A 25,933-nucleotide genomic window follows, 5' to 3' on the forward strand; every position below is an offset into this window, starting at 1 on the left:
CGAAACCCTAAGAGCGCGATATACAGACGTCTGATCCATCGAACCGAACCAAACCGCCCACATATCTCTTCAGATATAACAATTTCAAACAGCGTCGGAGCAAAACGTAGCCGGTGCGCCCTATCGTGTCGGCGCGCCCGCCTGCCCTACTCCAGATTTCTCAACCGCCTCGCGTTCCGTGTGGCCCGTCCGGTGGTCCGTAGCGGCGTGTCCGTCGCTTCGTTGAGAGGGGTTCTACGGAGTGCGGCGCCGGCCCGCAAGTGCCTTTTTCGCCTATTGCGCATTTTTTGTGACAAGGCGGAATACGACGCGTTTTGAGTGGTTTAGCGGAACAATCCGTCGGCGACCCTGCGTCAGATCGAAAGGAAATGACCCGCCGGGTCAAACGTCTTGTGGTCAGGAACTGCCCGACCACAAGACCTTGTCAGGATGTCCGCGCCCCGCCACGGCGAGTCGTCGCGATCTCGCGAATCCGCGACCATTTCAGGCGCAGGGCCAGCAACAGGATGAGTCCGCCCATGTAAAGGAACGGCTCCAGCGGCCATCCCTTGACCAGCCAGATGAAGTGCAACGCCCCCAGCAGGGCCGCCGGATAGACCAGCTTGTGCAGGCGGCGCCAGCGGACCGGCCCCATCCGGCGGATCGACCAGTTGTTCGAGGTCAGGGCCAGCGGGATCAGGGCGAGGAACGCGATGAAACCGACGGTGACATAGGGCCGCTTCACGACCTCCGTCACCACGCGCCCCAGCGTCTGCACGTCCAGCAGCGCGAAGACGAGGAAATGGGCCAGCACGAAGAAGAAGGCCAGCAGGCCGATCGCCCGGCGGAACTTGATCAGGTTCACCCCGGCCCATGTGCGCAGCGGCGTCACCGCCAGCCCCGCCACCAGCAGAATCAGCGCATCCAGACCGTATTCCCGTTCGAGGACATTGATCGGCTCCACGCCGTATTTGCCCTGACCGGTCAGCGCCAGCCAGAACTGCCAGCCCATCCAGCCTGCACCCAGCAGGTAAAGCGGCCACGCGGGCACGCGGCGCACCGCGCCGTTGATGCTGTTCGCCAGTGCCATCAGTAGTCTTTCGTCAGGTCCATGCCGTCGTAGAGGCGCGCGACCTCGTCGTAGCCATTGAACATCCGTGTGTCCTGACGGCTGGAGAACAGCCCGCCGCCGATGCGCCGTTCCGTCGCCTGACTCCACCGCGGGTGATCGACCGTCGGGTTCACGTTGGAATAGAAGCCGTATTCGCGTGCGTTCAGCATGTTCCATGTCGTCGGCGGCTGTTCCGCGACGAGAGAGATGCGCACGATCGACTTGATCGACTTGAAGCCGTATTTCCACGGCACCACGACCCGCAGCGGCGCACCGGATTGCTTGGGCAGGGGCGCGCCGTAAAGCCCGGTCGCCATGATCGTCAGCGGATGCATCGCCTCGTCCAGCCGCAGACCCTCGACATATGGAAAGTCGATGACGCGGTTGCGCACGCCGGGCATGTTCTCGGGCTGCACGACCGTTTCGAAGGCGACATATCGTGCGCCGTCCTGCACGCCGACCTTGGCCAGCAGGTCGGCCAGTTCGAACCCCTGCCACGGCACGACCATCGACCAGGCCTCGACGCAGCGAAAGCGATAGATCCGCTCCTCGATGGTCAGCCCGTCGGTCAGCTCCGCCAGAGAGAAGTCGCCGGGGTTGTCCACCAGACCATCGACCTTGATCGACCACGGATCGATGACCATGGCGTCTGCATTCTCGGCCGGGTCGGTCTTGCCGGTCCCGAACTCGTAGAAGTTGTTGTAATGGGTGATCTCTTCCAGCGTGTTGGGCTCCAGCGGGTCCTGCGCCGCGGCAGGGCCCGCGAGGGCGATCGCACCCAGTCCCGCCGTCCCGGCAATGATCTGCCGCCGGTTCAGGAAGGCGCCACGCGGTGTCACGTCGGCAGGGGTCAGGTCATTCGTCCAGCGATGGGCCATGGGTGTCTCCTCTCAGGGTGTTACCTCATATACGCATGATTCCGCTGAAAGGTTTCTCACGATGCCGCGGGCGGACTGTAACGCGGGCGGGGGGCGGCAAAACGCGACGGCCCCGGCAGATCGCTCTGCCGGGGCCGCCTGTCGTGATGCCCTGCCGGTCAGTGGACGACGGCATCCCGCGGCCTTGGCCGCCCGGTGCCCGACACCCGGTCGCCGACGATCAGGCCGTCGACACCGGCGCTGACCGGCACCGTGTCGCCGTCGCGCACATCGCCGGCGAGGATCATCTCGGCCAGCTGATCCTGCAGCGCCCGCTGGATCACCCGCTTCAGCGGCCGCGCCCCGAACACCGGGTCATAGCCTTCGTCGGCCAGCCAGTTCAGCGCGCTCTGGTCGAGGTCGAGGTGGATGTTCCGCCCCGCCAGCCGCTGTTCCAGCCGCTTCATCTGGATCGTGACGATCCCGGCCATGTCGGTCCGCGCCAGACGGTCGAAGATGATCGTCTCGTCCAGACGGTTCAGGAACTCGGGGCGGAAGTGCGCCCGCACCGCGTCCATCACGTCGCGCTTGGCCTGCGCGGGGTCCGCACCGTCCGGCATCAGGCTCAGCGCCTGCGCACCGAGGTTGCTGGTCAGGATGATCAGCGTCTGCTTGAAGTCCACGGTCCGGCCCTGACCGTCGGTCAGCACGCCGTCGTCCAAGACCTGAAGCAGGACGTTGAAGACATCCGGATGCGCCTTTTCCACCTCGTCGAACAGCACGACCTGATAGGGCCGGCGGCGGACTGCCTCGGTCAGCACGCCTCCCTCGTCGTAGCCGACATACCCCGGAGGCGCGCCGATCAGACGGCTGACCGCGTGCTTCTCCATGAACTCGCTCATGTCGATGCGCACCATCGCAGAGTCGTCGTCGAAGAGGTACGAGGCCAGCGCCTTCGTCAGCTCGGTCTTGCCCACGCCGGTCGGCCCGAGGAACAGGAACGACCCAAGCGGCCGCCCCTCGTCGTTCAGACCGGCCCGCGCGCGCCGCACGGCGTTGGCGACGGCCTTTACCGCCTGCTTCTGGCCGACGACCCGCTTGCCCAGCTCGTCCTCCATCCGCAGCAGCTTGTCCCGCTCGCCTTCCAGCATCTTCGACGTGGGAATGCCGGTCCAGCGCTCGACGACCTCGGCGATCTGCTCCGGCCGCACGGCTTCCTCGACCATCAGGTCGCCTTCGTCGGCCTCGGCCAACTGCCGTTCCAGCCCCGGGATCACGCCATAGGACAGCTCTCCGGCCTTCGCCAGATTGCCCTCGCGCTTGGCGATCTCCAGCTCGGCCCGGGCGCGGTCCAGCCGTTCCTTCAGGTCACGACCCGATTCCAGCTTGTCGCGCTCCGCCTGCCACTTCGCGGTCATCTCGGACGCGCGCTCCTGCAGGTTCGCCAGCTCCTCGCTCAGCTTCTCCAGCCGGTCCTTGGATGCCGCGTCGTCCTCCTTGCGCAGCGCCTCCTGCTCGATCTGCTTCTGCATGATGTCGCGGTCGAGCGCATCGAGCGCCTCGGGCTTGGAGTCCACCTCCATCCGCAGACGCGAGGCCGCCTCGTCCATCAGGTCGATGGCCTTGTCGGGCAGGAAGCGGTCGGTGATGTAGCGGTGCGACAGTGTCGCCGCCGCCACCAGCGCGGCGTCGGCGATCCGCACGCCGTGGTGGAGTTCATACTTCTCCTTGATCCCGCGCAGGATGCTGATGGTGTCCACCACCGTCGGCTCCTCGACCATGATCGGCTGGAACCGCCGTGCCAGCGCCGCGTCCTTCTCGACATACTTGCGGTATTCGTCCAGCGTCGTGGCCCCCACGCAGTGCAGTTCGCCCCGCGCCAGCGCCGGCTTGATCAGGTTGGCCGCGTCCATCGCGCCGTCCGACTTGCCGGCACCCACAAGGGTGTGCATCTCGTCGATGAACAGGATCACCTCGCCGGCGGCCGCCTCGATCTCCTTCAGGATCGCCTTCAGCCGCTCCTCGAACTCGCCGCGATACTTGGCCCCCGCGATCAGCGCACCCATGTCGAGCGCCATCAGCCGCTTGTTGCGCAAGGACTCCGGCACGTCGCCATTGACGATGCGCAGGGCAAGGCCCTCGGCGATCGCCGTCTTGCCAACGCCGGGTTCACCGATCAGCACGGGGTTGTTCTTTGTCCGGCGCGACAGCACCTGCATCGACCGCCGGATTTCCTCGTCGCGGCCGATGATCGGATCGATCTTGCCGTTGCGTGCCGCTTCGGTCAGGTCGCGGGCGTATTTCTTCAGCGCGTCGTAGCCATCCTCGGCACTGGCGCTGTCCGCCGTCCGCCCCTTGCGCACATCGTTGATCGCGGCATTCAGCGCCTGCGGCGTCACCTTGCCCGCATCCAGCGCATCCTTCGCCTTGGACTTCACCATGGCCAGCGCGGTCAGCAGCCGTTCGACCGGAACAAAGCTGTCGCCCGCCTTCGCGGCCAGCTTCTCGGCCTCGTCCAGCACCTTCGCAGTCGTGTTGTCCATATAGGTCTGACCGGCGTCGCCGGTGACGCGGGCGATCCTTGCAACGGTGGCGTCGACCGTATCGCGCACCAGCTTGGCGTCGCCCCCACTGTGGGCGATCAGGTTCGCGGCCAGGCCCTCGCCGTCATCCATCAGCGCCTTCAGCAGATGTTCCGGCAGCAGCCGCTGGTGATTTTCGCGCATCGCGATGGTCTGGGCGGCCTGGATGAAACCGCGCGACCGTTCCGTGAATTTTTCGAGGTTCATGTCGTCTCTCCTTCAAAGCACCCGCTGGTCTTGGCGGCGCCCGCGGTGCGGCACGCCCCGGTCCGGGCCTCGATGAAAAGATGGGGAACGCGGTCGGCTGTTGCAAGTATCCCACACCCCGAAAATGCACCCCGCCACGCAAAAGGCGCGCCCCGGGGGACGCGCCTTCGACAGCCTTTGAAAGGGCCTAGTTCGTGGTCAGCGGGTTGCCGTCTGCACCTTCCGGGCCGGAGGGTGTCGGAAAGACCGGCGCCGCGCCGCCGTCCGGATCCGGCCCGGATTTCGCGCCGTTGTCGGGGTCGACGGTCTGGTCGACCGCCAGGCCGCCCTCGGTCGTCGCTTCCGCATCGGGATCGATCGCCCCCTCACCTTCCGGTGCCGCCGTCGCCGCGTCGGTCGAGGCTTCGGGTGCAGGCGCCGGATCGGCCGTCTGGTCGGTCGGCGTCACGGTGGTATCGGTCTCTTCGGGCGTGACCGCATCCCCGGACTGTTCGACGACCGCGGCATCCGGTGCCGGAGCGGCCTCGCCCACGGCATCGCCATCCGTCGCCTCCTCGGTGGCGGCAGAGGAATCGAGCGGCGCCGTCTCCGTCGTATCGCCGTCCGCGGCCGCGTCGCCCTCGGCAGCAGGCGCCGCATCCGCAGCAGCCGCATCACCCTCGGCCGCCGGTGCCGCGTCAGTCGCGGCAGCATCACCTTCTGCAGCCGGTGCCGCGTCAGTCGCAGCCGCCTCGCCATCCGCTGCAGGGGCCGTATCCGCAGCAGCGGCATCACCTTCTGCAGCCGGTGCCGCGTCAGTCGCAGCCGCCTCGCCATCCGTGGCAGGCGCCGCTTCCGCAGCAGCGGCATCACCTGCAGCCGGTGCCGCATCAGTCGCAGCCGCATCGCCCTCGGGCGCAGCTGCATCCGCCGCCTCACCCTCTGCCGCGGCTTCATCCGTCGACGTAGCCTCGGTCGCACCCTCCGCCGCGGCCCCCTCGTCCGACATCGCGTCAGCCGAAACCTCTTCGCTGGCGGGGCCGGGGCCCACGGCGTCACCGGTCGTGGGCAGAGTCACGGCGATCGCCAGCGCGATCACGGCAGCCACACCGGCGCCCAGCCCCACCATCATGAAAAACGGGTTAGAGGCGAAACCGCCTGTCTTGTCTGCCACCACGAAACTCCTTGTCAGCACGGTCAGGGCGAACCCTTTGCAAATGACCTAGGTCCAAGCACCGCCCTGGTCAATCCACCGCGGCATAACGCACATAGGCAAAAGCGCTGCCATCCGGCGCCCAGCAGGGCACATTGATCGTCCCCTGCCCGCCAAAGAGCCTCAGAATCTCGCGACTCTCGCCACCCGCCTGCGGCAGGATCCGCAGGGTCACGTCCAGATCGCGCGGATGATACAGTGTCCCCGCCGGGTAACTCAAATACAGCACATGCGCCCCGTCCGGGCTCGGATGCGGAAACCAGTCCACGGTCTCCGACTCCACCATGCGCTGCGGGCTGGTGCCGTCCCGCCGCATACGCCAGATCTGCGCCCGTCCGCTTCGATCGGAATTGAACCAGATCCATTGCCCGTCGGCGCTGTAATCCGGCCCGTCGTTATGGCCCTCGTCACCGGTCACCCCGGTCAGCTGCACCTCCTTCTCCTGCATCACGCAGATTTCGTACCGCCCGCCCCGCCGTGCGCAATACGCGATCTCGCCGTCCGCGGCGGCGCCGTGCCAGTAGGACGGCACGGCAGTCACCACCCGTTCCGGCAGCCCGCCCGTCACCGGCACCCGGTACAGCGTCGCCAGCTTCTCTTCATGGTGCGACAGATAGATGAACGATCCGTCAACGCTGAAGCCATGATCGTTGTTACAGGCGTCGGCAAAGCCCGTTTCGATCTCTGCCACCGGCCCGCCGTCCAGCGGCACCCGCACCAGCCGCCCCGCCCGGTTCACCAGCAGCCACCCATCGGGATGCCAGTTCGGCGCCTCGATCAGGTCATCGGTCTGCAAGACCACGCGCGACGTGGCCCGCGCCATGTCGTATATCTCCAGACTGCTGCGCATCCCCGCCTCCGATTGCCTCCGCATCCGCTTCGGACTAGATCCGGTCAAACCGCGAAAGGAAAGCCCATGGCCACCGCAGATGACCGCCTGATCGTCGCCCTCGACGTGCCCAACGTGATCGCGGGCCTCGACCTCGCCGCGCAGCTGGGCGACGCCGTCTCCTTCTACAAGATCGGCCTCGGAATGCTGACGGGCGGCGGCCTCGCGCTGGCGAACGAGCTCAAGCACGATCACGGCAAGCGCATCTTCCTCGACATGAAGCTCTTCGACATCGGCGCCACGGTCGAGGCCGCGGTCCGCGGTTTCACCCAGTTCGACATCGACTTCCTGACGGTCCACGGCGACCCCCACGTGGTGCGTGCCGCCAAGCAAGGCGCCGCGGGCAGCAACATGAAGATCCTCGCCGTCACGATCCTGACCTCGCTGGACCGCGCCGACCTCGACGATGCGCTGATTCGCGACGGCACCGTGCCGGGCCTCGTGGCCGACCGCGCCGGTCGCGCCTTCGACGCCGGCGCCGACGGCGTCATCGCCTCGCCGCAAGAGGCGGCGGCGATCCGCGCACTGCCCGAATCGCGGGGCCGCCTGATCGTGACCCCCGGCGTGCGCCCCGACGGGGCCGCCCTGGGCGACCAGAAACGCGTCGCAACCCCAGCGCAGGCGCTGTCTGACGGGGCCGATCACCTCGTCGTCGGCCGCCCCGTCTGGCAGGCGGACGACCCCCGCGCCGCCGCCCTGTCGATTCGGGACCAGATGACCTCGATCCCGCGCGATCGCGTCCTGTAAACAGAAAAATTCGCTTGACGCGGAACTAAATCGTCACTGGTGCCGTTTCTCACTCAATACAGCATAACGCGGCTCAGACCGCAGTTGATTGAGGAGCGACCAGAATGACACAGATCAACCTTGGCGACGTTCGCTACAATGCCACCGCCGGCGCCTTCGAGGCCCGCGTGGACATCCAGCGCTCCGGTCGCACCTTCCGCTATCCCTGCATGGTCGCCGGCCCGCTGACCATGGATATGGAGCGCGTGCGCACCGGCCTCGCCCGCCACGCCCTGCGGATGTCCGACAGCGGCGCGTCTCTGCTGTCCTCCATCTGATTTTCGTTTCCCGAAGGCTTGTTGCCGCAATCTCTGCCTTTGTCCCTTGTTGATTGCCACATGGCGCGACCTTCCGACTGGCCCGGTGTTCCCCTCGTTCACCGGGCCATTTTTATGTCCGCACGCGTGCCGCAAGGATGCGTCGCAGGATGACAGCGCCCGTGACGCTGACGGCAATGACGAAAAACATCAGCCACGCGTCAGCATCTTCGACCCGGACATTGACCACCATCACCGCCCCGATGGCGAGGCCCGTCAGCAAAGTCGTCAGTCCGTTTGTCGTGGCCCGCACCGTCGCGCCCGTTGGGATCAGCAGGCTCAGCGCCAGCGCCGCGGCCATCGCCCCGATCGGCATGATCTGATTCACCCGCAACAGGGGGCGTTGAGCCTTATAGGTCTCGATGGCGCCTGCCGTATCGGACATGATCGCCTCCGTAAAGGCTCTCGCCAGGTCCGCTTCTGCCGCCGCCAACGGTGCCAGAACCGCTGCCAGCCCCCAGAGGGCAACCGACGGTCCGAGGGCCAATGCGATCCAGCGCCACAAGGCGATAGGCCGCGCTTCACTCATTGATGTCCCGGTCCCAGACCTTCGGCTTCTCGCCCGGCAACCCGAAGACCCGGCGCATCGCCAGATAGGCCGCCAGCGACAGCACGGCAAAGATCACCAGGATCAGCGGCAGCGATCCGATCGGCACGATCAACAGGATCAGCGCCAGAACCGCCGCCCCCACTGCGAAGCCCAGAAAGATGTAGCCCGGCACGATCACCTCCAGCGTGGCCAGCGCCAGCGCCGCCGACAGCCAGACCCACCAGACCGATGCCAGCATCATGCCTTGCCCCGCAACATGCGAAAGGCGTTGCCGAAGGCCTCCACCGCGTCCGCTGGCAGGATCACGGTCTGCTGGCCCTCGCCCGCGGCAATCTTCGCCAGCGCCTCGACCTGCTTCAGCGCCACTTGATACTGCGCCGCCTCCAACCCGTTTTCCGCAATCGCGACCGCCACGACCTGCGTGGCATAGGCCTCCGCATCCGCCAGCACGCGCCGCGCCTTGGCCTCCTGCTCGGCGGAATAGAGGTCCGCATCCGCCTGCAGCTCCACCGACCGCTTGCGCCCCTCGGCCTCGGTCACCTGCGCCCGCCGTGCGCGTTCGGCGTTCAGCTGCTGTAACATCGCCGCCCGCGTCGCCGCGTCTAGGTTCACGTCAAGGATCTCGGCCCGCGTCACCTCGATCCCCCAGTCGTCGACCTGCTCCGCCAGTTGCTCGCGCACGGCTGCGATGACGCTCGACCGGTTCGATTGCACCTGATCCAGCTCCATCCGGCCGACCTCGGACCGCACGATCCCCGCCACGGTGGTCGAAATCGCGCCGTCCACGTCACGGATGCGGTAAACTGTCTTCTCCGGCTCGATGATGCGGTAGAAGACGCTGGTCTCGACCTGCACCAGCACGTTGTCGGTGGTGATCGCGTCCTGCTTCATCGTTGGCAACTGCCGTTCGAGGATGCTGACCCGGTGCCGCACGCGGTCCAGGAACGGCACGATGAAATTGATCCCCGGCCCCAGCACCGTCCGCAACCGGCCCAGCCGTTCGACAACGAACTTCTCGGATTGCGGGACGATCCGCACACCGGCAAAGACGCAGACGACGATGAACAGCGCCAGCAGCAGCAGCACGAGGTTCTGTCCGAGGAAATCGCCCGGTTGCAGTTGCGGATCCATCGGCTTCGCTCCTCGAATGACTGCCGAACAGCTAAGACCGGATCGCCGCGCATGCAACGAAAACCGGTCGCGTCCCCGTCATCCTCGCTTTTTTTCAAATACTCCCGCCGGAGGCATCCCGCCCGTGCCCCGCGCGCTGCCGGAATGAAATCGTAACCTTTTGATTTTCCATATTTCTATTTTACATAATATGTATCGCATGCGAAACATTTGCTTTTTGCAATGTAATTTCAGGCCAGTCCCATGACCGGTTTCAGCCGCAGCCCCGCCGCCTCCAGCGCGGTCGCCGCAATGTCGACCGCGGTCAGCCCCGCCTCGGCATACATCGCCGCCGGGTCCGCCTGATCGATGAAGCGGTCGGGCAGCGTCATGGTCCTGACCTGACAGCGCCCGTCCAGCAGACCGTCGTTCGCCAGATCGTGCAGCACCATCGCCCCGAACCCGCCGCGCGCGCCTTGTTCGACGCAGACCAGCGCCCGGTGATGCCGCAGCAGTTGCCGGATCAGGTCACGGTCCAGCGGTTTCGCGAACCGGGCATCCGCCAGCGTCGGCGTCACCCCCTGCGCCACCATCATCGCGCAGGCCTTGCGGCATTCGCCCAGATGCGCGCCGAAGGACAGGATCGCCACATCGGACCCCTCCACAAGGACCCGGCCGCGACCGATCTCGATCACCTCGCCCCGGTCCGGCAGTATCATCGCGTCACCCGCCCCGCGCGGATAGCGGAACGCGATGGGGCCCGAGTCATGCGCTGCGGCCGTGCGGACCATGTGCTGCAACTCCGCCGCGTCGCCGGCGGCCATGACCACCATGTTCGGCAGCGCGCAAAGGAAGCCGACGTCGAAGGCCCCCGCATGGGTCGCCCCGTCCTGCCCCACCAGCCCCGCCCGGTCGATGGCAAAGCGCACGGGCAGATTCTGCAGCGCCACGTCGTGCACGATCTGGTCGTAGCCCCGCTGCAGGAAGGTCGAATAGATCGCCGCAAAGGGCCGCAACCCGCTCGCCGCCATCCCGGCGGCAAAGGTGACGCCATGCTGTTCCGCGATCCCCACGTCGAACACCCGCCCCGGAAACCGCTTCTGCAGAATGTCGACTCCGGTGCCGCCGGGCATCGCCGCCGTCACCGCCACGATGGTCGGATCGCGCTCCGCCTCGGCCAGCAGCGCCTCGCCAAAGACCTGGGTATAGCTTTTCGGCGCGGGCTTGCCCTTGGCCTGCCGCCCGGTCGCGGGATCGAACTTGCCGACGCCGTGACCCCGGTCGGCGGCAGTCTCGGCGGGGGCATAGCCCTTGCCCTTCACCGTGCAGACGTGGATCAGCACCGGTCCCGTCGCCCTGACCCGCGCCGTGCGCAATACCGGCAGAAGCTGGTTCAGGTCATGCCCGTCGATCGGCCCGATATAGGAAAAGCCAAGGCTCTCGAACAGCGTCCCCTGCCCGCCGCTGGCCGCACCCGTCACCAGTTGCCGCGCCCGTCGGGCGTGGTCGCGCAGCGGGCCGGGCAAGGCGGCCTCGAAGCCTTCGGCCAGCCGGTGCATCTCGCCCAGCGGCGAGGCGTAAAGGCCGGAGAGGTATTTCGACATCGCCCCCACCGGGGGGGCGATCGACATCTCGTTGTCGTTCAGGATCACGAACAGCCGCCGCCCTTCGGCGCCCGCGTTGTTCATCGCCTCGTAGGCCATGCCGGCGCTGATCGCACCGTCCCCGATCACCGCGATCGCGTCGCCGGTGTCCATTCCCATGTCGCGCCCCACGGTAAACCCGAGGGCGGCGGAAATCGAGGTAGAGGAATGGGCCGCGCCGAAGGGGTCGAACACGCTCTCGGATCGCTTGGTGAAACCGGACAATCCGCCTTCCTGCCGCAGGGTGTGCATCCGGTCGCGGCGACCGGTCAGGATCTTGTGGGGATAGCACTGGTGGCCCACGTCCCAGACAAGCTTGTCCCGCGGCGTGTCGAACACCGCGTGAAGCGCCACCGCCAGTTCCACGACACCCAGCGAAGACCCCAGATGCCCGCCCGTCACGCTGACGGACTCGATCACCTGATTGCGCACGTCCCGCGCCACGCCCGCAAGGGCCGTGTCGGACATCTGCCGCAGACTTGCAGGCCCGGTCAAAAGGTCCAGATGGGGTGTCTGTGTCATGGCGCGCCTCCGGAATGAAAATGGCGTCGCAAGGGGGGATGGCCCCGTGCGACGCCAGCCCTGTAGCCAACAGGTGGGAAACGGGGTGCGTCTGCCGGGAAGCGTGACACCCCTTGACGGAGCGCCGCACGCGGCGCTCCGACGGCGAAGGATCCGGCCGCGGTGTCGCGCCGCCGCCGGACCCGAACCCGTGCCTCAGACCGGAACGACCGGTCCCGCAGGCAGGACAAGCGACGACTGCGGCGTCGGATCGGGCTGCTGGCGGCTTTCCTCCGGCAGCGCGCGACCGATGAAGGCGATCACGCTGATCGTCAGCCACAGGGCCAGCACCACGATGGCGGCATAGCCCGCGCCCTTGAGCATCAGCAGCGTGACGTCGCCGGTCAGGCGGGCCTTGTCGCTGACGCCGAGGATATTGGTCTTTTCGGTCATGTCAGTCTCTCCCTCAGTCCAGGATCGGGGCATAGCCGTGGACCTGCGCCCAGGCGTACCAGTTGTCGACGACCGTTCCCGTCAGCAGGATCCCGATCCCGCCGCACAGCGGCGTCAACACCGCGAACCACCACGCCCAGCGATGGATCCCCTCCATCGTGGCGTTGAAGCCCATGGTCCAGCGCCAGAACAGGGCGGCGCGTTCCGTGGCCGTGCCGCGATCGACGATCTGCTCCAGCTCGCGGTCGCCGCCGAACCGGCTGACCGCCAGGATGGTGCCGCCGTGCATCGCGAACAGCAGCGCCGATCCGTAAAGGAAGGCGATCGAGAGCGCGTGGAACGGGTTGTAGAACAGGTTGCCATAGGTGATCGAGAACAGGTTCGTCCAGTCGAGGTGCGGAAAGATGCCGTAGGGCACCGCCTCGCTCCATGCGCCCATCATGATCGGGCGGATCAGACCAAGGACGAAGATCAGCCACAGCAGCGATGCGAAGGCCCAGCTGACATGATGCCCCATGCCCAGCGCCGTGGCGCGGGTATAGGTGCGGATCCACCACGAACAGCAGCCGACGAGGAAGAAGAAGCTGGCGATCAGCCAGGCCCCGCCCTCGTCCAGCGGCGCAAAGCCCAGACCGTATTCCGGCGCCGGCGGATCCAGCGACATCCAGGCGAGATCCCGCAGGAAGATCGCCGGATTGTAGGACGCCTGCGCCCAGAAGCTCAGCCCGATGATGAAGAACCACGCCCCGAAGCCCACGACCGCGATCAGCCCGTAGGGGCCAAGGTGGACCGGCCCGATCTGGGCGTTTCCGACGAGACCTGCAAGGGTCGAGAAGGTCGCCTTGTCGGTCCGTTCGTAGTTCGTGGTCGGATCGCCGGGGACGCCCAGTTCGACCGGCCCCTGCACCTGGACCTGCGTGAAGATATTCTGATATTCAGCCATGTCCCATCCCTCCTTACAGGTTCACCCACCAGGGCAGCTCGTAGTACCAGTCCCACCAGACGATCCATTCCTGGAACCAGACGGTGCCGGAAATCACGATGCAGACCGCCGACCAGAACCCGGCCATCAGCGCCAGGAACAGGCCCAGCCGGTGGATGCCGAGCGGCCCGATCGAATAGCCGATCAGATCGCGGAAATAGGTGTCCTCGTGGTCCGGCGTCTTGACGACATCGCCGCGCCGCGCGGGGTTCATCGCCGACAGGATCAGCGATCCGTGCAGCGCCAGCGCCAGTGCCGTGATCCAGAAGAAGCTGATCGCGACCATGTGGGCGGGGTTGTAGTGGAAATTGCCGTAGGCGTAGCCGGTGTTGTTCACCCAGTCGAGGTGGCTGAAGATCCCGTAGGGAAAGCCGTAGCCCCAGGCCCCCATCAGGACCGGGCGGATCACCACCAGCGTCACGTAGGCCAGGATTGCGACGCCAAAGGCGAAGGGCACGTGATAGCCGATGCCCAGCTTGCGGCAGATCTCGACCTCGCGCAGCAACCAGCTGACGAAGGCGCCGATCGCGCAGATCGTGATGATCTGCCACAATCCGCCCTGCAGCAGGGGCGCGGCGCCAAGGCCGACCTCCAGCGACGGCGGATCGATGCTGATCAGCCACGGGTTCCAGGTCGGACCCTGACTGGCGCCGTAGAAGATCAGGATCGTGCCGAGTACGGCAAAGAAGAATGTCGTGACCCCGAAGAAGCCGACATAGAACGGCCCCACCCAGAAGTCGAACAGGTCACCGCCGACGAGCGTCCCGCCGCGGACCCGGTATTTTCTCTCGAAGCTGAGCTGTGCCATCTTCCCCTCATTCCATCAATGGACAGGCCGAGGCCCTGTCCGGCCCCCCGTGCGCGGGCGGTCTGTCGTGGCGTTGCTGTGGTCTGCCGCGGCCGGGCATGCCGCCCGCGGCAATCCTGCGCCGGGCGCAGGCGAGTTACTGGACCGCCTCGACGTCGGGGCCGAAGGCGCGGTTCAACCAGTTCGTCTCGGGGTTCGAGAGCAGAACAAGGTGGATCATCACCGCCAGAAGGAACAGGAAGACGCCCTGTGCCACGAAAACGCGGCGCGGGTCGAAAACCAGCCAGATCTTGTAGAACTGTGCCATTCGCTTGTTCCTTCCTTACCAGCTGAACCAGGGCAGTTTGATGTAGGTCAGGATATGAGCGACCACGGCCACGGCCGTGAAGATCGCGAAACCGCTCATATAGACCGAGTGCAACTCCTGCGCCTGCTCGTCCGTCAGACCCGTGAAAGACAGGTCACTTCTATCAGCCATCTTTTGTCTCCAAATATGAACTGACACCGCGCACCCCCCGCGGCCGGGTATTGACGGGGGCTCCTCCCCCGTCCGGTCTTCGCCGCCCGTTGGTGGACAGGCGAAATCGTCTCCCCTTCGGTCCGGGGAATGGGGTCACGCGCTGAAGATGTGCGGCGTGATGATGCGGGCCTGGGACCAGGCGCTGGCGATGGGGCCCTTCTCGGGCCACGCCATCCGGCGGGCCGCCTTCAGCGCCCATGTCAGCAGCGACAGCGGGATCGTCGCCAGAAAGATCAGCGCGAAATAGGCGTAGTATTCACGCTTCGGCGCGGCGGCGTGGCGGCGCAGGATCGGTGCGTCCGTTGTGAAATCGCTCATGATCGTCCTCCAGTGGTGGTGTCAAAGGTGGCGAGGGTGGACAGGTCCACCCGGTCGCATCCGGCGTCGCGCGCAGCCTTCTCGGCGGCATCGCGCAGGGATTTCGCGGCAGAGATCCGGGTCAGGATCGGGTGAGTCGCCACGATCCGGTCCAGCGCCGCCTGCGCGTCCGCATCCCAAGGCAATTGCCGCAGTGTGGTGGGCGTCGGCGGGGCGGCGTCCATCTCGGACCCCAGCGGCAGGATGTGGAACAGCGCGTCGAAGAGCCCGTTGCAGACCTCCTGCAGCAGGTAGGTGGCGCCGGCATAGCCCATGAAGGGCGTGCCGGTGTGCCTGCGGATCGCAGCACCCGGAAAGCTGGCGGGGATGAAGGCCGGGGCCGGGCCGAAGCCCTTCTTCATCTCGGCCATGTACATCTTCTCGTTGATCGATCCCATGACGATCAGCGGCCGCTTGCTGTGCATCAGGTGACGCACCTCGTCGTTGTTCGTCTTCTGCCCGCGCGTGCGGGCCACGGCGAAGGCGCAGGGAAAGCCCAGATCGCCTTCGAGGTACTTGCGGATGCCGCGGGTGTAGGTCTCGTTCGCCACGACGGCGAAGTCGCAGGTGGCAAAGAAGTCCTGCGTCACCGACCGCCACAGGTCCCAGACCGGCTTCAGCGTGGAATGTTTTTCGCACTCGATGAACGGCTCGGGGTCCAGTCCCAGCAGCTCGCCCAGCGACCGCAGGAACAGCGTCGTCTGCTCGATCCCGATGGGCGCCTGCAGATAGGGCTTGTCCAGCACCTCGCACAGGCCGCGTCCGAACTCGCGGTACATGCAGACGTTGACGTCGGCATTCACCAGATTGCGCATCTCGGCCAGATGGGCGCCGAGCGGCATGACCATGTTTACCTCGGCCCCGATCCCCTCCACCAGACGCCGGATCTCATGCAGGTCGGATGGCATGTTGAACGTGCCGTACATCGGCCCGAGGATGTTAACGCGAGGTGCCGCACCCTCTTCCCGCTTCTTCTCCGGCGGCATCCGGCCCTTGGTCTGACCGAACTCGGTAAAGAGCCAGGTCATCGCGCGGTCGGCACTCTCCCACTGGTCCTCATCGATGGTACGCGGCAGGAACCGCTGGATGTTGGTACCCTGCGGCGTGACGCCGCCGCCGATCATCTCGGCGATGGAGCCCGTCACGACGACGGCGGGCAGTGCCGGATCGAGCACATCCCAGGCCCGCTTCATCGCGGCCTCGGTGCCCTCGCCCATCTCGGTCTCGCCCAGTCCGGTCACCACGATCGGCAACTCGTGCGGCGGCAGCCCATCGGTATAGTGCAGGACAGAGGTCACCGGCAGGTTCTCGCAGCCCACTGGCCCGTCGATGACGACCTGCAGGCCCTTGACGGCGCAGAAGGCATAGACCGCCCCCCAGTAGCCGCCGGCGCGATCGTGATCGGTCACCAGCATGACGCACCCCCCTTCTTCTCGTCGAAAATACCTTGGGGGTCCGGGGGCAAAGCCCCCGAAAGGGGTGGGCGGGCGGGGCCCGCCGCCCCCCATGACACACGCGCGACGCTCATATCATCTGCTCCGCCGCGGCCGCGCGCGCCTGCTTGTCCAGCTTCTTCTGGTGCTGGGCCCGGAAATCGGGCCGCAGGTTCGGGCTGCCTTCCCAGACACCGGCGGTATCGCCTGCGCCCACGCCCTCGAAGAACGCGCGCATCGTGTCCATGCGGGTCTTGCCGCCCATCGCGGCGGTGACGACCTGCTGCAGGCTGCCAGCCCCGGCAGGCCCCATCAGGGGCCGGGCCGAGATCAGGTTGGTGAAATAGAGCGCCGGGATGCCCAGTTCCTTGCCGCGCTGCACGACGGGCGTGGTCCCGATGGCGAGGTCCGGACGGACGCCCTCCATTACGGCCAGATCGTCCTCCAGCGAGGCGCGGAATTTCACCGTGACTCCCTTCGCCCGCAGCCAGTCCGCATCGACGGCGGACCAGGGCGTCTTCGGCAGCGCCGTGCCGACGTAGGGCACATCGGCGCCGCTCTCGATCAGCAGGCGGGCGACCAGCAGTTCGGAGCCTTCGTAGCCCGAGACGGTGATCGTGCCCTTTACCTGCGCCCCCATCAGCGCGCCCTTGATGGCAGGCAGAAAGGCGTTCTGCGCCGCGGCGATCTTGTCGGCGGCGATGCCGTAGGCGCCCCCGATGGCGGCCAGCCAGGCGGCGGTGCCGTCGTGACCCACGGGGGCGGAGCCGACGACCGTGCGACCGGCGGCCTGAAACTCGCGGACGCTCGCGGTATAGAAGGGATGGATCGCGGCGGCGACGCCGCAATCGAGGGCGGCGTAGAGCTCGCGCCATTCGCGTGTCGGCACCACGGGACCGGCGGCCAGGCCCATCGGCGCCAGCATCGCGCCGATCATCATCGGGTCGGCCGGGAACATCTCGCCCAGCAGCGCGACGCTGGGGCGATCCTCGGCGGCGGAGGCGGGGCGGGCGACGGGTCCGGCCTCGGCCTCGGTCCGGGCATAGTTCAGCATGGCCCCGGCGAGGACGTCCTTGGCTTCCGCGTGGGTGGGAATCCCGAAGCCGGGCACGTCGATGCCGACGATCCGTACGCCGTTGATTTCCTTCGGCAACAGCCGCAGCGGCACGCCGGAGGCGGTCGGCACGCAGAGGTTCGTTACCACGATCGCGTCGTAACGGTCCGGGTCGGCCATCTGGTGCACGCTCTCGCGGATGTCCTCGAAGAGCTTGCCGGTGACAAGGGATTCGGAATTGAATGGCACGTAGCCGACCGACCGGCGGGCGCCGTAGAAATGCGACACGAAGGTCAGGCCGTAGACGCAGCAGGCGGAGCCGGACAGCACCGTCGCCACCCGCTTCATCCGCAGGCCGACGCGCAGGCTGCCGAAGGCGGGGCACATGGATTGCGGCTGATCGTGGGGGCCCTTGGGGTAGTCTTTCGCGAATTGGTCGAGCAGGTCGGATTGGCCGGCGGCGCGGGCAGCGGAGTCCAGTTCGGATCTCGAGGAACAAAGGCCGGCGGCAGCGGGGGGCTCTGCCCCCGTCGCTGAAGCGACTCCCCCGAGGTATTTTTCACGAGAAGAAGCAGGGGAGGCCGTGACCAGCACCGTGCCGTCCGTGTCCTTGCTGACATGGAAGCCTTCACGCGTCATCGTAGATGACCTCGAGGCTGGCCTTGGGCGTGCCGTGCTTGCCGCGCATATCGGTGTCGGTCGCAGGGACGAGCTGGTAATCGCCGCCGGTGTCCTTGCTGTCGAATAGGCCGAGGAGTCCGTCCTGATTCAGGGGCGTGGGGCGGACGGGGGGCGCGATGCCGACGGCCTCTGCCAGACCTTCGAACATCGGACCCCATTGCGAGGCATGGGTGCCGACGATCTGGTAGTTCGCGGATTTCTTGCGCAGGTCGTCGTCGGCGGGGATCGCGGCGAGGACAGGGATTTTCACCGCTTCGGCGAAGGCCTGCGCCTCGCCGGTGCCGTCGTCCTTGTTGATCACGAGGCCCGCGACGCCGACGTTGCCGCCCATCTTGCGGAAGTATTCCACCGCCGAGCAGACGTTGTTGGCGACGTAAAGGGATTGCAGGTCGTTGGAGGCGACGAGAATCACCTTCTGCGCCATGTCGCGCGCGATTGGCAGGCCGAAGCCGCCGCAGACCACGTCGCCCAGAAAGTCGAGCAGGACGTAGTCGAAATCCCAGTCGTGGAAGCCCAGTTTCTCCAGCAGTTCGAAGCCGTGGATGATGCCGCGGCCGCCGCAGCCGCGACCGACCTCTGGCCCGCCGAGCTCCATCGCGAAGACGCCGCCGCGCTTGAAGCAGACGTCGCCGATCTGGACTTCCTCGCCGGCCAGTTTCTTGCGGGACGAGGTCTCGATGATCGTGGGGCAGGCCTTGCCGCCGAACAGCAGCGAGGTGGTGTCGGACTTCGGGTCGCAGCCGATCAGCAGGACGCGCTTGCCCATCTCGGCCATCATGTGGCTGAGGTTGGCGAGGGTGAAGCTCTTGCCGATGCCGCCCTTGCCGTAGATCGCGATGATCTGGGTCTTCGACGTGGGTTCGCCCTGCGGCACCTCCAGCGTGGGGGCCGCGGCCTCGTCGCGCAGCGCGGTGTGGTAGTCGCGCAGGTTCGGGACTTCGTCTTTCATGCGGCGTTCCAATCGAGGATCATTTTCAGGCATGCGGTGTCGGTGAAGGCGGTGCGATAGGCCGCGGGGGCCTGCGCCGCCGGCATCGTGTGGGTGATGAGGTCCGCCAGGTTCAGGTCGCCCGATTCGACCAGCGCACGGGTGGCGATCATGTCGGCGGGCTGCCATTCGGCGCTGATGCGGAGGCGTACTTCGCGCATGAAGGCGGGCGGGAAGGCGAAGGAGAGCGGTTCGGTGTAGAAACCGGCGAGCACGATTTCCCCGCCACGGGCGAGGCGGCCGATCAGGTCGGGCAGCAGGGCGGACTGACCGGAGGCGTCGTAGATCGACCGGTAGTCGCGGCGGGTGTCGGTCGTAGGGTCGATGACGTCATAGCCCGTGCCACCGGTGCGGCGTACGGGGTCGATGTCCCAGACGGTCGGCGCGGGCGCGCCCGCGAGGATGGTCAGGCGGGCCAGCAGGCGACCGAGCGTGCCGTGGCCGACGATGAGGTCGGGGACGGCCTTGCCGGGGCCCGCGATGGCGTGGCGGGCGGTGGCGGCAAGGGCCAGAAGCGCGCCGGCGGCGCCGAGACCCGCGTCGATCCGGGTCACGCGGGCGGCGGCGGTGGTGACGGTTTGCGCGGCGGCGCCGAAGAGGCCGAAGGCCCCGTCGTAGCAATTAGCGCCGGGCACGAAGACATGGGTGCCGACGGGAATGTCGGTCTCAGGCCCGGCCTCCACCACTTCGCCAGCGGCCTCGTAGCCTGGGACGAGCGGGAAGCCCATGCCGGGGAAGGGCGGCATCGCGCCGGTGTAGAAAAGCTTTTCCGTCCCGGTGGAGATGCCGGAGTGGCGGATCTGCACGACGACGTCGGCGGGGCCGGGGGCGGTCAGGCCGACCTGTGCAAGAGACAGCTGGCCGGGGGCCTGCAGAAGGACGGCGGTCGTGTGCATGATGCGGTCCCTCCTCCGAGGTGATGGGGTGCGTTTCGTCGCGTTCCCCCTTGGATCAACTTTAGCGAGATGCACTTATGTGTCAACATATTTAGACATATCAACTGTCAACTTGACCTTACAGTCCAGAGGACGGAGGTGACGTAGGCGCGTGCCGGCGTGGGTGCCGTGACGGGATCCGTGAAGCCCGCCGCGGTCAAAAGCGCCTTGATCTGCGCGGCGGAGCGGGCGTGCCCGGTCCGCATCGCCATGCAGTAGAGCGCGAAGTAGGCATCGCCCGCACGCGTCGGCGATGCACCGCCGGTCATGGGTTCGGAAATGACGAGCCGCCCGCCGGGCGGCAGTGCTGCATGGGCCGCCCGGAGCAGGATCAGGACCGTGTCGTCGGCATGGTCGTAGAGCACCCGGACAAGGGCGATCGTGTCGGCGCCGGTCGGCAGGGGATCGTCGCGGAACGACCCCGCCCGGATCGTCGTGCGGTCCGCGAGGCCCGACTGCGCGAATCGGTGGGCGGCGGCGGGGGCGACGGCGGGGAGGTCGAAGAGCGTCAGCCGCAGGTGCGGGTGTGCGGCGCCGAGGGCGGTCAGGAAGGCGCCGGTGCCACCGCCGACATCCATGACGTGCTGGCTTTGCCGCCAGTCGAGGGCGGCGATCGTGTCCGCGGCGACGAGCCGCTGGCTGTCGGCCATCAGGGCCGAGTAGGTGGCGGTGACGGCGCGGTCGGTTGCCCCCCCGGCCCCGAAGACGTAGGGCCAGAAGGCGGCGAGCTCGGTCTCGACCTCGCCCCGGAAGAAGGCGACGGGGTCGGTCAGGTCGCGGTAGAGCACGTCGTGGTGGGCGATCATGCCCTGCAGGCCGGGCACGCCGGCGAGGGCGGCGCCGCGGGCGGTCAGGGACCAGAGATCGCGCGAGCGGCGCAGCAGCCCGAGGGATGCGGCGGCGTTCAGCAGGACGGTCATGCGGTCCGGATGGATATGGGACCGGGTGGCGAGGGTCGCGGTGTCGGCGGGCGCGTCCAGCAGCTGTGCGGGGATGTCGAGGCGGACCAGCGCCAGCAGCACCTGACTGTGGCAGAACCCCGCGACGAGGTCGAACATCGCCTCGCCCTCTGACCGGACGATGCGGCGCAGCAGGGGGATGCGGGCGGCGCGGGCCTGAAAGGCGGGGTCGGCGATCAGGCGGATCAGGCGCTGGCGCAGGCCCGGGCGCGGCGGCAAGAGGCCCGCCCGCGCGGTCATTCGCCGGGGATCGGCTGGCGCGCGACGGCGGGCACGAGGCGGTCGGCGTAGGCGCGGACCATCTGCGCCAGCGCCGCTTCGCCCGGGCAGGCGGGGATCGAGGAGATCGCACCGGCGAGCACGTCGTCGAACCGCGCCACGGCGCCCCGGATGCCAAGCTGCGCCACGGCGTTGGGGCGGCCGTGCAGGTCGTCCTGACCGGCGGGCTTGCCCAGTTCCGTCGCATCGCAGAGGGCATCGCGCAGGTCGTCGGCGAGCTGGAACGCCTCTCCGATCCGGTCGCCGAGTTCGGCCCAGGGTTCGCCGTCCTGACCGGCGGCAATGGCACCCATCTGGGTCGCCGCGATGAAAAGCGCGCCGGTCTTGGACCGGTGGTAGGCGGCGAGGTCGATCTGGTCCTCGGATTCCCACCCCTGCCCGGCGCAGATGCCGAAGGGCATGCCGGTGCGGGTGGCCAGCACGTCGATCAGCGCAAGGGCGCGGTCGGGGGCATGGGCCGCGGCGCGGGCCAGCAGCTGGAACCCCATGACGATCAGGCTGTCGCCGGTCAGCACGGCGAGCGGTTCGGAAAAGGCGCGGTGCAGCGCGGGCTTGCCGCGGCGGGTGTCGGCATCGTCGAAACAGGGCAGGTCGTCGTGGACGAGGCTGGCGCAGTGAATGACCTCGAGCGCGGCCGCAGCCGCATCGGAGAGGGCCGGGCGGTCGTCGCCGCAGGCCATGGCGACAGACAGGAGGATCGTGGGCCTGATGCGCGCGCCGCCGGGCGTGACCGCATAGTGCAGCGCGGCAGAGAGGCGTTGAGGCGCCGGGCCGCGCTGGCCGGACTGGATGGCAGATGCCACGGCGGCGTCGATCCGGTCTGACAGGCGCATGGGCCGTATCCTCTGATAACTGTAATCTATATTAGACACCTTAATGTAAACCAGACTGGACACATTTGCATTTCGAGTCAACACTCGGGTTGAGGGAGAGACGCGATGGACAGGCAGGCGCGGATCGTGATCGTGGGGGCCGGGATTGGCGGGCTGGCGGCGGCGCTGCGGCTGGCGTATGCGGGCTGCGCCGTCACGGTGATCGAGGCGCAGGCCACCCCCGGCGGCAAGATGCGGACCCTGCCCACGGCGGCGGGGCCGGTCGATGCGGGGCCGACGGTGCTGACGCTGAAGCCGGTCTTCGATGCGCTGTTCGCCGATGTGGGCCTGCGGCTGGAGGATCATCTGACCCTGCACCCCCTGCGGACGCTGGCCCGGCACTACTGGCCCGACGGCGCGACGCTGGACCTGACGGCGGAGGCCGACGACAGCGCCGCGCGGATCGCGCAGGTCTTCGGTCCCGGCAGCGCCGACGATTTCCGCCGATTCACGGCGCGGGCGGCGCGGCTGTTCGCGGCCTTCGAGGGGCCGATGATGCAGGCGGCACAGCCGTCGCAGCGCGAACTGGTGCGGCGGGTGCTGCGCCAGCCGCGGCTGGCGCTGGACATGGCGCCGCAAAGGACGCTGGCGGGGCTTGTGGCGGCGTCGTTCCGGGAACCGCGACTGGCGCAGCTCTTTGCGCGCTATGCCACTTACGTCGGTGGCAGTCCGGGTGCATCCCCTGCCCTGCTGTCCCTGATCTGGGAGGCGGAGGCGCGCGGCGTCTGGACCGTGGACGGCGGGATGCACGCGCTGGCCGCGACGCTGGCGCGGCTGGCCGAGGGGTTCGGCGCCGCCTTCCGCTACGGGACGCCGGTGCGGCGGATCGTCAGGCAGGGCGGCAAGGTCAGCGGTGTGGATACGGGCGCGGGGTTCGTGGCCGCCGACATGGTGCTGTTCAACGGCGATCCGGCCGCGCTGCACGACGGCCTGCTGGGACCCGCGCCCAAGGCCGCCGTGACCGAGGTCGCGGTGACGCCGCGCAGCCTGTCGGCACATGTGGCGAGTTTCGCCGCCGTCCCGGAGGGGGTGCCGCTGGCGCATCATACGGTCTTTTTCGCCGACGATGCCGACGCGGAGTTCACGGCCATCGCCAAGGGCGCGGTGCCGCGGGACGCCACGCTTTACATCTGCGCGCAGGACCACGGCGCCGCCCCCGGCGCGCTGCAGCGCTTCGAGATCATCCGCAACGCCGCCCCCCTGGGCGACCACCCGGCAGAGGACTTTTCATGTCAAATACTGATGTTCGACAGGCTGCGGCTATTCGGCCTGCACCTGTCCCCCGGTCCGGTGACGCTGACCGGGCCGGCGGATTTCGCACGGCTGTTTCCCGGCAGCAGAGGATCCCTTTACGGGCGATCCCCGCAGGGGCTGACGGCCGCGCTGCAGCGGCCGACCGCGCGGACGGCGGTGTCGGGTCTGTATCTGTGCGGCGGGGGGACGCATCCGGGGGCGGGGGTGCCGATGGCCACGCTCTCCGCCCGGCATGCGGCAGAGACGATGCTGCGCGACCTTGCTTCAACCTCGACGTCCCGCCCGGCGGATACGCGTGGTGGTATGTCGACGGGATCAGCGACGACGGGCAGAAGGGCGTTTCCGTCATAGGCTTCATCGGGTCGGTGTTCAGCCCCTGGTACGCATGGAGCGGGCGGCGCGATCCGGCCGACAACTGCTGCATCAACGTGGCGACCTATGGCCCCGGCGGGCGGTTCACGATGACGGACCGGGGGCGCGACGCCCTGCGGACGACGCGGGACACCCTGCAGGTCGGGCCGTCGCGGATGCACTGGGACGGGCGGTCGCTGGTCATCGATATTGATGAAGTCAGCGGGCTGCCGGTCATTTCCCGCGTACGCGGCACGATCAAGGTGACACCGCGCGCGATCACGGGGGTAGAGCTGCCGCTGGCGGCGGACGGCGGGCACGTCTGGCGCCCCTTCGCGCCGGTCAGCGACATCACCGTTGCGCTGGAGGCGAAGGGGTGGCACTGGTCGGGGCACGGCTATTTCGACGCGAATTTCGGCACCCGCGCGCTGGAGGAGGATTTCGATTTCTGGACGTGGGGACGGTTTCCGACATCCGCCGGGGCGACCTGCTTCTACGACGCGGTGCGGCGCGACGGCAGCCGGTTCGACACGGCCATCGCCTTTGCCCCGGACGGATCGGCGCGGTCGGCCATCGCGCCGCCGCGCACCGCGTTCAAGCGGTCGCTGTGGCAGGTGAAACGAGAGACGCGGTCCGATCCGGGCACGGTGCCGCGGCAGGTGCTGGGGATGCTGGATGCGCCGTTCTACAGCCGGTCCGCGGTGCGGACCCGACTGAACGGAGAGACCGTGACCGGCGTCCACGAGGCGCTGGATCTGGCGCGCTACCGCAACCCGCTGGTCAAGGCGATGCTGGCGTTCCGGGTGCCCCGGCGCCGCGGCTGGGCGGAACCGGGCGCGTCGCGCTGACGTTGGACTTGCGACAGATCAGGGAAATTGCCATGGCCGAAGACACGACACGGCGCCTGCCCGAAGGCGCCAGCAAGGCCGAACCGCGCGTCGCGGCATTCGAGGCGCTGTCGCAGGCCATGGCCTCTGGCGAGCGGCTGATTCCGCCGGTGCTGCTGACCGGTCAGGCCCGGCGCGAGCATGTGCGCCGCACCCTGCGAGAGGATCACGCCACCCGGATCGAGCAGCAAACCAGCGGCACGGCGGAAAAGTTCGATACGCTGTCGAAGGATGTCTTCAAGTTCTTTCGCGGCACCGCGCTGCTGTTCTATCGGGACATGGCGGGCGAGGATCCCGGCATGCCGACGGTGCTGGCGCTGGGCGACGTTCACCCGGAAAACTTCGGCGTGATGCCGGATGCGCACAACGTGCCGATCTTCGGCGTGAACGACTTCGATGAGGTGCTGTATGCACCGTTCACCTGGGACATCAAGCGCGGCGCCGTGGGCTTCTGGATCGCGGCGGAAGAGGTCGCGGGTGCGGGCAAGAAGCAGCGCAAGCGCATCGTGAAGCACTTCGTGAAGGGCTATCTGCGGGCGATGGAGGATTACGCCCGCCACGCGACCGAGAAGAACGACAACTACCGCCTCGACAATTCGCCCAAGGTGATCCGCCGCCTGTTCGCGCAGGCCTGGGAAGAACGCAAGGACTGGCTGTGGGGCGACTATCTGAAGCCCGGCGGCAAGGGCTTTCGCGCCGACGAGGAGTTGCAACCGATCAGCGGCGAGATCGCGAAGTTCCAGCAGGCGATCGACGATCTGGCCGAGGCCAACGGCCTTGACGTGCCGGACCGCAGCCCGGAGCTGAAGGTCAAGGACGTCTGCGTGCGCCACGGTCAGGGGACGGCGTCACTGGGCCTGCCGCGCTACTACGTGCTGCTGGAAGGACCGTCCAAGGATGCGACCGACGACATGATTGTGGAATTCAAGCGGGCCCGCACCTCTGCCCTGCAGGGGCTTACGCCGCCGACGGCGTTCGAGGCGGGCGACCGGGCGGACCGGATCGCCCACGGGCAGAAGGTGCAGCTGGCCCATGGCGACGTCTTCTACGGTGCCGTGACCATCGACGGCGACAGCTACATGAGCCGCGAGCGCGCGCCGTTCCGCGACGACATCGACCTTGACGACCTGTCGAAGAAGACATGGCGCAAGTATGCCGCCGTCTGCGGCGCGGCGCTGGCGCAGGCCCATGCGCTGTCGGACGATCTGGGACAGGTCGATTACGACGTGGAACCGTCGATCATCGCCGCCGCCAGCCCGCGCGGGCTGTTCGTGGCCGACATCCAGCGGTGGACGAAGGAGGCGGTGAAGCGCCTGCGCCGCGATCACCGCATGTTCCGCAAGGATCACGCGGCGGGGGCCTTCGACCGCATCGACATCACCTACCGCTGACGGCG

26 protein-coding genes are annotated in these 25,933 nt (G+C 67.6%); 5 read left to right on the forward strand and 21 right to left on the reverse strand.

Going from position 1 to position 25,933, the window contains the following annotated elements; genetic code table 11:
• Positions 1 to 424: 424 nt before the first annotated feature.
• The 5 genes from msrQ to BUA54_RS07820 form a co-directional block, all read right to left on the reverse strand.
• Complete coding sequence (msrQ, locus tag BUA54_RS07800) at positions 425 to 1,069, reverse strand: protein-methionine-sulfoxide reductase heme-binding subunit MsrQ (RefSeq protein ID WP_072856696.1); 645 nt, start codon at positions 1,067 to 1,069, stop codon at positions 425 to 427.
• Positions 1,069 to 1,968 (reverse strand): protein-methionine-sulfoxide reductase catalytic subunit MsrP, encoded by a 900-nt coding sequence (msrP, locus tag BUA54_RS07805; RefSeq protein ID WP_072856697.1) that lies wholly within the window; start codon positions 1,966 to 1,968, stop codon positions 1,069 to 1,071. Before msrP ends, msrQ begins: the two co-directional genes overlap by 1 nt.
• A gap of 158 nt (positions 1,969 to 2,126) precedes the next feature.
• Entirely contained in the window at positions 2,127 to 4,736 is a 2,610-nt protein-coding gene (clpB, locus tag BUA54_RS07810) for an ATP-dependent chaperone ClpB (RefSeq protein ID WP_072856698.1), read from the reverse strand.
• 187 nt (positions 4,737 to 4,923) lie between these two features.
• The gene (locus BUA54_RS07815; protein WP_072856699.1) at positions 4,924 to 5,889 is read right to left on the reverse strand and encodes a hypothetical protein; all 966 of its coding nucleotides are present in this window, start codon (positions 5,887 to 5,889) and stop codon (positions 4,924 to 4,926) included.
• A 70-nt stretch (positions 5,890 to 5,959) separates the two neighbouring features.
• Positions 5,960 to 6,778: a TolB family protein gene (locus tag BUA54_RS07820; protein WP_072856700.1), complete on the reverse strand. Its 819-nt coding sequence runs from the start codon at positions 6,776 to 6,778 to the stop codon at positions 5,960 to 5,962.
• Between the two features lie 66 nt (positions 6,779 to 6,844).
• Between BUA54_RS07820 and pyrF the strand changes: the two genes are divergently transcribed.
• Together pyrF and BUA54_RS07830 are read left to right on the forward strand one after the other, a co-directional pair.
• The gene (gene pyrF, locus BUA54_RS07825; RefSeq protein ID WP_072856701.1) at positions 6,845 to 7,564 is read left to right on the forward strand and encodes an orotidine-5'-phosphate decarboxylase; all 720 of its coding nucleotides are present in this window, start codon (positions 6,845 to 6,847) and stop codon (positions 7,562 to 7,564) included.
• 104 nt (positions 7,565 to 7,668) lie between these two features.
• On the forward strand, positions 7,669 to 7,881 hold the full coding sequence (locus tag BUA54_RS07830) for an orotidine 5'-phosphate decarboxylase (protein WP_072856702.1): 213 nt from the start codon (positions 7,669 to 7,671) through the stop codon (positions 7,879 to 7,881).
• Between the two features lie 112 nt (positions 7,882 to 7,993).
• Here the strand turns inward: BUA54_RS07830 and BUA54_RS07835 are convergent, their stop codons facing one another.
• The 16 genes from BUA54_RS07835 to BUA54_RS07910 form a co-directional block, all read right to left on the reverse strand.
• On the reverse strand, positions 7,994 to 8,449 hold the full coding sequence (locus BUA54_RS07835; protein WP_143155373.1) for a hypothetical protein: 456 nt from the start codon (positions 8,447 to 8,449) through the stop codon (positions 7,994 to 7,996).
• Positions 8,442 to 8,708, reverse strand: coding sequence for an NfeD family protein (locus tag BUA54_RS07840; RefSeq protein WP_072857024.1), 267 nt, complete (start codon positions 8,706 to 8,708; stop codon positions 8,442 to 8,444). Before BUA54_RS07840 ends, BUA54_RS07835 begins: the two co-directional genes overlap by 8 nt.
• Positions 8,708 to 9,601 (reverse strand): SPFH domain-containing protein, encoded by an 894-nt coding sequence (locus tag BUA54_RS07845; RefSeq protein WP_072856704.1) that lies wholly within the window; start codon positions 9,599 to 9,601, stop codon positions 8,708 to 8,710. The genes BUA54_RS07840 and BUA54_RS07845 overlap by 1 nt, the downstream gene beginning before the upstream one ends.
• Before the next feature lie 230 nt (positions 9,602 to 9,831).
• A complete protein-coding gene (gene dxs / locus BUA54_RS07850; protein ID WP_072856705.1) occupies positions 9,832 to 11,745 on the reverse strand; it encodes a 1-deoxy-D-xylulose-5-phosphate synthase in 1,914 nt (637 codons plus the stop codon).
• Positions 11,746 to 11,940: 195 nt separating this feature from the next.
• Entirely contained in the window at positions 11,941 to 12,177 is a 237-nt protein-coding gene (gene pufX, locus BUA54_RS07855; RefSeq protein WP_072856706.1) for an RC-LH1 core complex protein PufX, read from the reverse strand.
• A 13-nt stretch (positions 12,178 to 12,190) separates the two neighbouring features.
• Positions 12,191 to 13,120: a photosynthetic reaction center subunit M gene (pufM, locus tag BUA54_RS07860; protein WP_072856707.1), complete on the reverse strand. Its 930-nt coding sequence runs from the start codon at positions 13,118 to 13,120 to the stop codon at positions 12,191 to 12,193.
• 13 nt (positions 13,121 to 13,133) lie between these two features.
• Positions 13,134 to 13,967 (reverse strand): photosynthetic reaction center subunit L, encoded by an 834-nt coding sequence (pufL, locus tag BUA54_RS07865; RefSeq protein WP_072856708.1) that lies wholly within the window; start codon positions 13,965 to 13,967, stop codon positions 13,134 to 13,136.
• A gap of 136 nt (positions 13,968 to 14,103) precedes the next feature.
• On the reverse strand, positions 14,104 to 14,274 hold the full coding sequence (gene pufA / locus BUA54_RS07870) for a light-harvesting antenna LH1, alpha subunit (RefSeq protein ID WP_072856709.1): 171 nt from the start codon (positions 14,272 to 14,274) through the stop codon (positions 14,104 to 14,106).
• A gap of 15 nt (positions 14,275 to 14,289) precedes the next feature.
• The gene (gene pufB, locus BUA54_RS07875) at positions 14,290 to 14,445 is read right to left on the reverse strand and encodes a light-harvesting antenna LH1, beta subunit (RefSeq protein WP_072856710.1); all 156 of its coding nucleotides are present in this window, start codon (positions 14,443 to 14,445) and stop codon (positions 14,290 to 14,292) included.
• 135 nt (positions 14,446 to 14,580) lie between these two features.
• Complete coding sequence (pufQ, locus tag BUA54_RS07880) at positions 14,581 to 14,805, reverse strand: cytochrome PufQ (RefSeq protein ID WP_072856711.1); 225 nt, start codon at positions 14,803 to 14,805, stop codon at positions 14,581 to 14,583.
• Complete coding sequence (gene bchZ, locus BUA54_RS07885) at positions 14,802 to 16,259, reverse strand: chlorophyllide a reductase subunit Z (protein ID WP_072856712.1); 1,458 nt, start codon at positions 16,257 to 16,259, stop codon at positions 14,802 to 14,804. The genes pufQ and bchZ overlap by 4 nt, the downstream gene beginning before the upstream one ends.
• A gap of 109 nt (positions 16,260 to 16,368) precedes the next feature.
• Positions 16,369 to 17,970: a chlorophyllide a reductase subunit Y gene (gene bchY / locus BUA54_RS07890; protein WP_072856713.1), complete on the reverse strand. Its 1,602-nt coding sequence runs from the start codon at positions 17,968 to 17,970 to the stop codon at positions 16,369 to 16,371.
• On the reverse strand, positions 17,960 to 18,961 hold the full coding sequence (locus tag BUA54_RS07895) for a chlorophyllide a reductase iron protein subunit X (protein WP_072857025.1): 1,002 nt from the start codon (positions 18,959 to 18,961) through the stop codon (positions 17,960 to 17,962). Before BUA54_RS07895 ends, bchY begins: the two co-directional genes overlap by 11 nt.
• Positions 18,958 to 19,896 (reverse strand): chlorophyll synthesis pathway protein BchC, encoded by a 939-nt coding sequence (gene bchC, locus BUA54_RS07900; RefSeq protein WP_072856714.1) that lies wholly within the window; start codon positions 19,894 to 19,896, stop codon positions 18,958 to 18,960. The genes BUA54_RS07895 and bchC overlap by 4 nt, the downstream gene beginning before the upstream one ends.
• Before the next feature lie 107 nt (positions 19,897 to 20,003).
• Positions 20,004 to 21,134 carry a methyltransferase gene (locus tag BUA54_RS07905; protein ID WP_072856715.1) on the reverse strand — a complete coding sequence of 377 codons (1,131 nt, stop codon included), beginning with the start codon at positions 21,132 to 21,134 and terminating at the stop codon, positions 20,004 to 20,006.
• The gene (locus BUA54_RS07910; protein WP_072856716.1) at positions 21,131 to 22,006 is read right to left on the reverse strand and encodes a polyprenyl synthetase family protein; all 876 of its coding nucleotides are present in this window, start codon (positions 22,004 to 22,006) and stop codon (positions 21,131 to 21,133) included. The genes BUA54_RS07905 and BUA54_RS07910 overlap by 4 nt, the downstream gene beginning before the upstream one ends.
• A gap of 105 nt (positions 22,007 to 22,111) precedes the next feature.
• Here BUA54_RS07910 and crtD point away from each other — a divergent pair, with 105 nt between their 5' ends.
• Genes crtD through BUA54_RS07925 form a run of 3 tightly spaced genes read left to right on the forward strand, consistent with a single transcriptional unit; the run spans position 22,112 to position 25,928 of the window.
• Positions 22,112 to 23,650 carry a 1-hydroxycarotenoid 3,4-desaturase CrtD gene (crtD, locus tag BUA54_RS07915; RefSeq protein ID WP_072856717.1) on the forward strand — a complete coding sequence of 513 codons (1,539 nt, stop codon included), beginning with the start codon at positions 22,112 to 22,114 and terminating at the stop codon, positions 23,648 to 23,650.
• The gene (gene crtC, locus BUA54_RS07920) at positions 23,614 to 24,498 is read left to right on the forward strand and encodes a carotenoid 1,2-hydratase (RefSeq protein WP_072857026.1); all 885 of its coding nucleotides are present in this window, start codon (positions 23,614 to 23,616) and stop codon (positions 24,496 to 24,498) included. The genes crtD and crtC overlap by 37 nt, the downstream gene beginning before the upstream one ends.
• A gap of 32 nt (positions 24,499 to 24,530) precedes the next feature.
• Entirely contained in the window at positions 24,531 to 25,928 is a 1,398-nt protein-coding gene (locus tag BUA54_RS07925) for a DUF2252 domain-containing protein (RefSeq protein WP_072856718.1), read from the forward strand.
• Positions 25,929 to 25,933 lie beyond the last annotated feature (5 nt).

Source organism: Loktanella atrilutea (genome assembly GCF_900128995.1).
GTDB classification, from domain to species: Bacteria; Pseudomonadota; Alphaproteobacteria; order Rhodobacterales; family Rhodobacteraceae; genus Loktanella; species Loktanella atrilutea.

Coding starts and splice junctions, on each gene's coding strand:
- msrQ (WP_072856696.1), bottom strand. CDS start 1,069: ATGGCACTGGCGAACAGCATCAACGGCGCGGTGCGCCGCGTGCCCGCG.
- msrP (WP_072856697.1), bottom strand. CDS start 1,968: ATGGCCCATCGCTGGACGAATGACCTGACCCCTGCCGACGTGACACCG.
- clpB (WP_072856698.1), bottom strand. CDS start 4,736: ATGAACCTCGAAAAATTCACGGAACGGTCGCGCGGTTTCATCCAGGCC.
- BUA54_RS07820 (WP_072856700.1), bottom strand. CDS start 6,778: ATGCGCAGCAGTCTGGAGATATACGACATGGCGCGGGCCACGTCGCGC.
- pyrF (WP_072856701.1), top strand. CDS start 6,845: ATGGCCACCGCAGATGACCGCCTGATCGTCGCCCTCGACGTGCCCAAC.
- BUA54_RS07830 (WP_072856702.1), top strand. CDS start 7,669: ATGACACAGATCAACCTTGGCGACGTTCGCTACAATGCCACCGCCGGC.
- BUA54_RS07835 (WP_143155373.1), bottom strand. CDS start 8,449: ATGAGTGAAGCGCGGCCTATCGCCTTGTGGCGCTGGATCGCATTGGCC.
- BUA54_RS07840 (WP_072857024.1), bottom strand. CDS start 8,708: ATGCTGGCATCGGTCTGGTGGGTCTGGCTGTCGGCGGCGCTGGCGCTG.
- BUA54_RS07845 (WP_072856704.1), bottom strand. CDS start 9,601: ATGGATCCGCAACTGCAACCGGGCGATTTCCTCGGACAGAACCTCGTG.
- dxs (WP_072856705.1), bottom strand. CDS start 11,745: ATGACACAGACACCCCATCTGGACCTTTTGACCGGGCCTGCAAGTCTG.
- pufX (WP_072856706.1), bottom strand. CDS start 12,177: ATGACCGAAAAGACCAATATCCTCGGCGTCAGCGACAAGGCCCGCCTG.
- pufM (WP_072856707.1), bottom strand. CDS start 13,120: ATGGCTGAATATCAGAATATCTTCACGCAGGTCCAGGTGCAGGGGCCG.
- pufL (WP_072856708.1), bottom strand. CDS start 13,967: ATGGCACAGCTCAGCTTCGAGAGAAAATACCGGGTCCGCGGCGGGACG.
- pufA (WP_072856709.1), bottom strand. CDS start 14,274: ATGGCACAGTTCTACAAGATCTGGCTGGTTTTCGACCCGCGCCGCGTT.
- pufB (WP_072856710.1), bottom strand. CDS start 14,445: ATGGCTGATAGAAGTGACCTGTCTTTCACGGGTCTGACGGACGAGCAG.
- pufQ (WP_072856711.1), bottom strand. CDS start 14,805: ATGAGCGATTTCACAACGGACGCACCGATCCTGCGCCGCCACGCCGCC.
- bchZ (WP_072856712.1), bottom strand. CDS start 16,259: ATGCTGGTGACCGATCACGATCGCGCCGGCGGCTACTGGGGGGCGGTC.
- bchY (WP_072856713.1), bottom strand. CDS start 17,970: ATGACGCGTGAAGGCTTCCATGTCAGCAAGGACACGGACGGCACGGTG.
- BUA54_RS07895 (WP_072857025.1), bottom strand. CDS start 18,961: ATGAAAGACGAAGTCCCGAACCTGCGCGACTACCACACCGCGCTGCGC.
- bchC (WP_072856714.1), bottom strand. CDS start 19,896: ATGCACACGACCGCCGTCCTTCTGCAGGCCCCCGGCCAGCTGTCTCTT.
- BUA54_RS07905 (WP_072856715.1), bottom strand. CDS start 21,134: ATGACCGCGCGGGCGGGCCTCTTGCCGCCGCGCCCGGGCCTGCGCCAG.
- BUA54_RS07910 (WP_072856716.1), bottom strand. CDS start 22,006: ATGCGCCTGTCAGACCGGATCGACGCCGCCGTGGCATCTGCCATCCAG.
- crtD (WP_072856717.1), top strand. CDS start 22,112: ATGGACAGGCAGGCGCGGATCGTGATCGTGGGGGCCGGGATTGGCGGG.
- BUA54_RS07925 (WP_072856718.1), top strand. CDS start 24,531: ATGGCCGAAGACACGACACGGCGCCTGCCCGAAGGCGCCAGCAAGGCC.